This window comes from uncultured Chitinophaga sp. (genome assembly GCF_902168175.1).
Classification (GTDB): Bacteria; Bacteroidota; Bacteroidia; order Chitinophagales; family Chitinophagaceae; genus Chitinophaga.
Genome location: NZ_CABHOU010000002.1, coordinates 39,384 through 47,495 on the forward strand (window position 1 = coordinate 39,384; position 8,112 = coordinate 47,495).

The window sequence follows — 8,112 nt, forward strand, 5'->3', positions numbered from 1 at the left end:
GAAAATTTAATAAAAAAGTAGTTATTGAAGATGGATTGTTTTGCTAAAAATATTAGTAAATTGCAGGCATGGTAGAGCATGAAGATGTACGGGTGAATTATTACTTCGCCCTGGAGAATACGGTCGTCAGGATACAGCCGTCAGACCTGCGTTTGATGCCCGAGTTGTCGGGCGAACTAATGCCCCTGCGCATCACAGGGTCACGTTTGTTTTCCCTGCAGTTTACACCCGTTTTCGGCTCTAATAATACCCTCTGGCAAAAGACTTTTAACGGTGTTACCGTACAGTTAAAAGCTACCAACACCGACCGCTGGATCGTGGAACTGGACAAAATCGGGAAACTGCGCTATGCTCAGTACGTTCATGAGTTGCAGGACATCTGGCGGGGTTTGTTCGATGAACCGCTGCAACGCCGGGCCGGCGACGTGCAAATCGAAACACCGGTAAAAAAACTCCGCCCCGAATACCTGCTCATGCCCCCCGGCGACCGGCAACGCGCCAGCAGCTATGGCAGACCGTCGCTATCCAGCCTTAAACCCCGGCAATTCTACCTCACCTGGGATTGCCTGTTCGTCCTCTGCACCATGCCCCTGGTAGTATGGAAAGTAAACGACGACCAGCCATATTATACCCATGCCGGTAAAAAATGGGGCTTCCAGTGCGTATGGGGTAAGGTAGATAAAAAGCTCACCGATACCATGGCGGCCTGGGTAAGAGGGGAGATCGTGAATAAGGGGATGGGAGGGGCCGATCCGGACATGCAGCAGCGGGGGTAGTTAAAGGATAACACGCGGTAATCGCTGAAGGCGTTCCTGTGCCCCTGTAACCATATATTTACCCTCAACCACCAGCCTTACTGCTAAAGAATGTCAATAATCAGTTAATCCCCACGAACCCCCGCATGCGATAAACCAATATATTTAACGCTTCAAACAATGTAGAGCAGATGGGGAAATTATTAAATGCCATAGCAGTAATGCTGGCCGTTGCGGGACCAGCCACCGCGCAAACGGTAACCCGCTTCCAGCCTTCGCACGACGAACTGGTGGCGAGGTATAAAAGGGCAGCGGGGATGGATAGCCTGACCAAAGACGCGGTGTTTAAATATACCGTAGATGCGAAATGGCTGCCCGGCGGTAAGGCTTTCTGGTATTGTAATGTGCTGAAGGATAGGAAAGAATATATTTATATAGATGCAGTAAAAGGCACCAGGCGGCCGGCTACCGCTGCTGATACGCTGCAAACACCGCCAGTTGCCAGCCGCGAGCGTAATTTCAGACCGCAGCAATTGATATCGCCTGATAAAAAATGGGAAGCTTACCTGGAAAAGGGGAATGTATTTGTTAAACCTGTTGCCGGTGGTGCGCCTGTTCAGTTTACGACCAACGGCAGTAATGAACAACCGTACGGAAGGCTTACCTGGAGTCCCGACAGCAAATACCTCGCAGGTTACGCCATACAACCGGTAAAAGATTCGGCGATCTATTACATTCTTACATCCGTACCCGGCACTATGCGCGGGCAACTTCGCTCGCAACCCTACAAACAACCCGGCGATCCTTTTACTACTTACACGTTGTTCCTGTTTAACCTCGAACAACAGAAAGCCGTGAAAGTAAATGCCGAACCCATCAACTTCCTGCAGGCGCCCGAACTGCATTGGCGAAAAGGCAATGCCCGTTACTTTACCTACGAAAAAGCAGACCGCGGTCACCAGCGCTTCCGGGTAATGGAGGTGGATGCACAAACCGCGGAAGCCAAAGCAGTGGTAGACGAAAAAACGAACACCTTCATCTATGCATCCACCCTGTTTACCGCCTACCCGGAAGGAAGCAACGTACTACTGCGCACCTCCGAGAAAGACGGCTGGAAACATATATACCTGGTAGACCTGGTAACAGGCAAAGAACAACGGGTCACCAAAGGCAGCTGGGTGGTGAGAAGTGTTGACAGCATTGATGCGGTGAAGAAACAGATCTGGTTCCAGGCAAGCGGTATGCAGCCGGGTGAAGATCCATACAACCTGCATTACTACCGTATTGGTTTTGATGGTAAAGGGCTTACCCCGCTCACACCAGAAACAGGTAATCATGAAATCGTGTTCTCGCCAGACAGAACTTATTACACGGATAATTACTCGCAGGTAAACGTGCCCCCGGTTACAAAACTGAAAAGATCGGCCGATGGCAAAGAAATATCTATACTGGAACAGGCCGATATCTCTCAGTATCAACTATCAGGTGCCCGTGCGCCGGAAGTTTTTGTAGCGAAGGCCCGTGATGGCGTAACGGATATTTATGGTATTGTTAGCCGTCCTTCCGATTATGATCCCACTAAAAAATACCCGGTGCTGGAGAATATTTACGCAGGCCCGCACAGCTCCTTCGTACCTAAAACCTTTACGCCCTACAGCGAAATGCAAAGCCTGGCAGAACTGGGCTTCATCGTGGTAATGATCGATGGAATGGGCACGGCCAACCGCTCAAAAGCCTTTCACGATGTATGCTGGCAAAACCTGGCCGATGCAGGTTTGCCCGACCGTATCCTCTGGATAAAAGCACTGGCCAAAAAATATGCGTACGTAGATGATGAACGCGTGGGTATCTACGGCACCTCGGCCGGTGGACAAAACACCGTGTCGGCTTTACTGTTCCATCCGGAATTCTACAAAGCCGGCGTATCGGCCTGTGGCTGCCACGACAATCGCGTAGATAAACAATGGTGGAACGAACAGTGGATGGGATATCCTGTAGGCAAACACTACGACGAACAATCGAACGTAACCAATGCTTCGAAATTACAAGGCAACCTGCTGCTCATCGTAGGCGAATACGATACCAACGTGCCGCCCGAATCCACGTACCGTGTGGCAGATGCACTGATCAAAGCCAATAAGGATTTCGATTTTCTCGCCGTGCCGGGTATGGGACATAGCGATGGCGGCCCTTACGGCAGAATGAAGAAGCGTGATTTCTTTGTGAAACATCTGATGGGCGTGGAGCCCCCCGCACGTAATAACGGCGAACTGCCAGCGGGAGCGGAGCTGGGCAGGGAACGATGGACGTTTAGATAGTAAAGCTATAATATGAGGAAGGCGGCTGTAATCGGCCGCCTTTTTTATTACGATGATATTGGCAAAAGAAGCCGGGTATTTGTTATTGATGAGAGGTGTTGCAGGCCGTAGTTTTGTTTCGTTAAAACAGGCATGCACTGTTGGGGCGCCCGCGGCGCCCCGGTACACTTCATATTGAAAAAACAAACTAATTCCTCATGAGCACAGCAACGCTAAGTATTGAGGCCCTCGTTGCGAGCGGCCAGCCGGTTGACTATTCTGTGGACCCACACCTGACTGCCGAAACAAAAGCTTTTCTGAAACCCCTGAATGGTGGCGGTCCTGGTTTGGAAACCTTACCGCCGGTGGAAGCCCGTAAGGTGCTGGAAGGCGCGCAGCAGGCAGTCAAAGTAGACCTGTCGGGTATCGAAGTAACAGAAAAAACCATCAACACAGATGGTATGGATATTCAACTCTTTATTGTACGTCCGGAAGGCATTAAAGAAACCCTGCCCGTTTTCATATTTGTACATGGCGGCGGCTGGGTACTGGGCGATTTTCCCACGCACAAACGGCTGGTGCGCGACCTGGTGGTGGCAACCGGTTATGCCTCTGTATTCGTGGAATATAGCCGTTCCCCGGAAGCAACATTCCCTGTTCCATTAAACGAAGTGTATGCCGCTACCAAATGGGTGGCCGAACATGGCAGCGAAATCAATGTGGATGGTAATAAACTGGCGATTGTGGGTAACAGCGCCGGCGGTAACCTGAGTGCCGCCACGGTGTTGAGAGCTAAAGCGGAAAACGGCCCGGCGATCAAATTACAGGTGCTGTTTTGGCCGGTAACCAATTCCGATTTCCAGACGGCTTCCTATAAACAATTTGGCGCACAACGTTTTCTTACCGCGCCGGTAATGGAATGGATGTTTGATCAGTATACCCCCAATAAAGCCGACAGGGAAAACATCTATGTATCACCCCTGAAAGCTACCACAGAACAACTGAAAGGCCTGCCTCCAACATTGATCCAGGTAGCAGAAAATGATATCCTGCGCGACGAAGGCGAAGCTTACGGACGTAAGCTGGACGAGGCAGGCGTAAAAGTAACGACGGTCCGTTATGTAGGGGTTATTCACGATTGGGGCATGCTGAACGGCATGGCCGAACTGGATGCCACCAAATCGTTGATATTACATGCAGCAGCCGAATTGAAGAAATACCTGGCATAATCAGGTGCTTTTTATCATAGCGTACAGGCCGGGGTTTTAGTACTCCGGCCTTTCGTATGAGTCGTAGATTGGTGCGAAAGAGCCCTGCCGTCCTCAGTCACCTACCGTATATTTTGCATGCTTAAACGCCACGCCCAACCATTTCGATGAAATTGTCATCTTTTCCGATAGTCTTCGTTCCTGTACCAGCGCTAAAACCTCCCTGCGATTGCCGAATATCAGTATCTTTATCCGGGTTTAGCCAGATGCCAGGCTTTCATGATCGGACTGTTCCTGTTTACTTGTTTTGAATGTTGTATAAAGAGCTGCCGCCAGTATGGAACGCTCATAGCTGGTCTTTTATCCAAAACGATTACTTCATGAGGCTGTTACTGAGCATTTGTTTACTATTTGTTTTCAGGTTGGAAGTCCATGCGCAGTCTGACGCAGGGATTCCATTACGCATACCCCCAAAGGGATATACTGCCTCGCCGGGCGATACGCTGCTGGTCCGCCGGTTAGCAGAGGCGGCGAGTCTTCTGATCGAGAAGCCGGGTGAAAATACTGCAGACCTGGAAAACGCCAGGCAGTTGCTGGATGCAGCGATCGATCTTTGCACCCAGTTAAAAGATGAAAAAGCAAAACTGACAGTTCACAAACTGAGGGCAGATTGGGCCTATTGGTCCCAAAACTGGGCGGAGTTAACGAAGGAACTGCAGTGGGTCGCCCCGCAACACCGTTTAGGCTTGGTAAGAATCCTGACAGGATATTATGCCCAACAGTCCAAAGATCAACATGCGTCTGACAGTATACTGCACTACGCGTTCCTGATGAAAGAGTATGCCACCAAATTCAGGGATCACAGCACGGCAAATGAAGCGCAATATTATATTGCGCTGGGGTACTTGCGGAAAAATCAACTAAAAGAAGGGAAGCGGCATTTCCTGAAAATGGCCGACTACCACCGTGGAAACAATGATAGGGATAATGAGATATTTGTTTGGCAGGCCCTGGCAGCTACGCTCACCGGCGATGATACCACCCATCCCACAAAAAAGGAATGCCTTTTCAGGGTGATAGAACTGTCGAGGGCATCAAAGAACAACAGGCGTCTGGTTATCGGATTGTCGGATATGGGTGAATTGCTGATCTGGAAAGGCGAGCTCGATGCAGCAGAAGTCTTTATGCTGGAATTGGACACCCTGCAGGCAACTATCGGAGAAACTAAGCGGTATAAAACTTTTGAGATACTTAGCAAACTATACGAGGCGAAACGCAATGAGGCGAAGGCGCTGTTTTATGCAAAGGAAGCATTGACAAATGCGCAAATCACAGAAAACAGCCCTCAACTCAACGGGATATACGAAGGCCGGCTGGCTGAAGTTGAGGCCTCTTTTCAAAAGCCGGATAAATTTCAGGAGCAACTCAGTAAGATCACAAACGGTATGCCCCCCGATCAGTTGAAGAACTGGTTCACGATCCTGGCCTATGCTACGGCGCTTAGTGAAAGTAAGGGAGCGGTAACAGCCATTAAATACCTTTTGGAAAGAAGGGACAAAATACCTGTTCAAACGGAACGTTACGCCATTGAGTTTGACAAACATATGGGGCAGTTTTACCTGGCGGCCGGTGATTATCATAAAGCGATCTATTATCTGAATGATGCCGAAAAAAAATTGCCCGCGATGGATTATCAACTGGATAACCTTACTTCGGATATCTACTATTTACTCGCTAACGTAAGTTACGAAATGGGGCATTACCAGCAGGCGCTCCTTTACCTGCAAAAAGGTGAATCTAAAGTCCCGCGTGCCCGCCTGCAGCTAACACGGCAAATTCATGCCGAATTCATGTGGTATAAAGTGAATAACTCTTTACACCAATATCTGAATGCTATCCGGCATTTCTCCGAACATAAACGTTTGAGCGATAGTTTGTTTAACAGCGAAAAAATGGGACAGTTGGAGGCATTGAATGTTCGCTACCAAATGGCGAAAAGACAACAGGAGCTGGATCAGAAGGCGAATGAAATTGTATGGCTCACAGAAACAGGACGACTGCGGGAAACGCTGCTGAACGAAACCCGGACAAACGCCCGCAGGCGCGACCAGTTGCAACGCGGGTATATTGCCAGTGCGCAAAGCCAGGCCAGGCAACGTGGTGATTCGCTGAAGCACGCCGAAGAAACATACAGTTTGCTTAACCGCGAATGGGGCTTACAAAAGAACTTGCTGAAACAGGCCCGGAATACGCGAAATCTTATTTTCGGAGGCGGGGTGCTGCTGGTATTACTGCTGGTACTTATTTTCAGCCGCTACCGTCTTAAGCAACGCAGTAACCGGCAACTGGAGAAGCAGCGGGAACTGATTTCTGACAAAAACGCTTCCCTGCAAAAGTTACTGGGCGAAAAAGAGTGGTTGTTGAAAGAGGTACATCACCGCGTAAAGAATAACCTGCAGGTGGTCATGAGCCTGCTGAATATCCAATCGTACTACCTGCAGGACGATACCGCTATTTCGGCCATAAGGGATAGTCAACACCGCGTAAACGCCATTTCACTGATACATAAAAAGCTGTACCAGTCAGACAATCCTGCGATGGTGGATATGCCGCATTACATCAAAGAGCTTACGGAGCATTTAAGCGAATATGCTGACCAAAGCCGGCTGGTACGGTTTGATCTTAACATAGATGATATAGTATTAGACATTGGCAAAGCTTTGCCAATCGGACTTATCCTGAATGAATCGATCACTAACTGTTTCAAATACGCCTTTAATGGCAGGCAAGAGGGATTGATCAGTGTCCGGATGCACGAGGACTACAACGGCAGCATTACACTGTTAATTGCCGACGACGGTATAGGGATCGTTGATAACGACCGGGTACGCGAGGGCGATTCGCTGGGAATGAGCCTGATGAAAGGTCTCGCCTCGGATATGGATGGCACATTGATGATTAATAGCGCGGAGGGACGGGGTACAACGATCACTGTGCTATTTAAACCTGAAGATAAAAAAGCCGCAGTGTGAAATACCTTGTCAATTTAAATAGCCTGTAATGAGGTGGTGCCTGATATGTTTATTATTATTCCTGTTTACAATGCCTGCCAAAGCGCAAATGCACCGCGCGCGCCTCATGCAGGGCATAAATACCGTCTCACCACGGGATACAACATTGGCAAACCAAATGCTGGAGCTGGCGAAGTACTGTATTTCCAAGCCCGAAGAAAGGGTAGCAGATCTCGACAGTGCCAGGCAACTGATTCGCAACGCAACGCTTATTTGCCGGCAATTAAAATATCAGCGGGGTTTGGAGACAGCCGAATACCTTAGTTCCAGGGTAGCGATAGAATCCGGGGACATAGCGCAGATGAAGGTCTTCTTACCCAAATTGTCCCTGTCCGACCGGCTTTATTTCATGCGTGGATTATCTTACGCCTACCGGCAGAGCAGCAGTCGGAGTGCGCAGGACAGCGCCTTGCACTATGCCTTTCTGGCTCAAAAAACAGCCCTCGATAACGGACTTTTTGACGATGCGAACGGCATGAACGTGTACATAGCCATGTGTTATTTCTCCCAGGAAGATTTTGTAACCGGAAAGCAGTACTGGCTGTCGATGACCAGGTACGCGCATGAAAAAAATGATCCCCAGCGGGTGTTTGAAACAATTGCCGGCCTGATTAGTTATTTACCCCCTTCCGATACTTCTTTTCCTACCTGCAGCGACCTGCTTGATTCAATAATTGTATTGGGAGGTGATAGCGGGGGGCACACGCCATGGGAAAAGTACCAGGTTGCCCAGGCACATTTCAGAAAGGGTGAAATAGCCGAAGCTGAACGCGTGTTGTTA

At 49.3% G+C, this 8,112-nt stretch carries 5 protein-coding genes; all 5 read left to right on the forward strand.

What is annotated here, in order from left to right; translation table 11 throughout:
• The first annotated feature begins 68 nt into the window (after positions 1–68).
• Positions 69–776 (forward strand): hypothetical protein, encoded by a 708-nt coding sequence (locus QZT80_RS00180; protein ID WP_295116414.1) that lies wholly within the window; start codon positions 69–71, stop codon positions 774–776.
• A 170-nt stretch (positions 777–946) separates the two neighbouring features.
• Entirely contained in the window at positions 947–3,073 is a 2,127-nt protein-coding gene (locus QZT80_RS00185; protein WP_295116417.1) for a S9 family peptidase, read from the forward strand.
• A gap of 197 nt (positions 3,074–3,270) precedes the next feature.
• Complete coding sequence (locus tag QZT80_RS00190) at positions 3,271–4,281, forward strand: alpha/beta hydrolase (RefSeq protein ID WP_295116420.1); 1,011 nt, start codon at positions 3,271–3,273, stop codon at positions 4,279–4,281.
• A gap of 359 nt (positions 4,282–4,640) precedes the next feature.
• Positions 4,641–7,292 (forward strand): histidine kinase dimerization/phosphoacceptor domain -containing protein, encoded by a 2,652-nt coding sequence (locus QZT80_RS00195; RefSeq protein WP_295116422.1) that lies wholly within the window; start codon positions 4,641–4,643, stop codon positions 7,290–7,292.
• 28 nt (positions 7,293–7,320) lie between these two features.
• Positions 7,321–8,112: hypothetical protein (locus QZT80_RS00200; protein WP_295116424.1), on the forward strand; the 792-nt coding region annotated here is incomplete at its 3' end.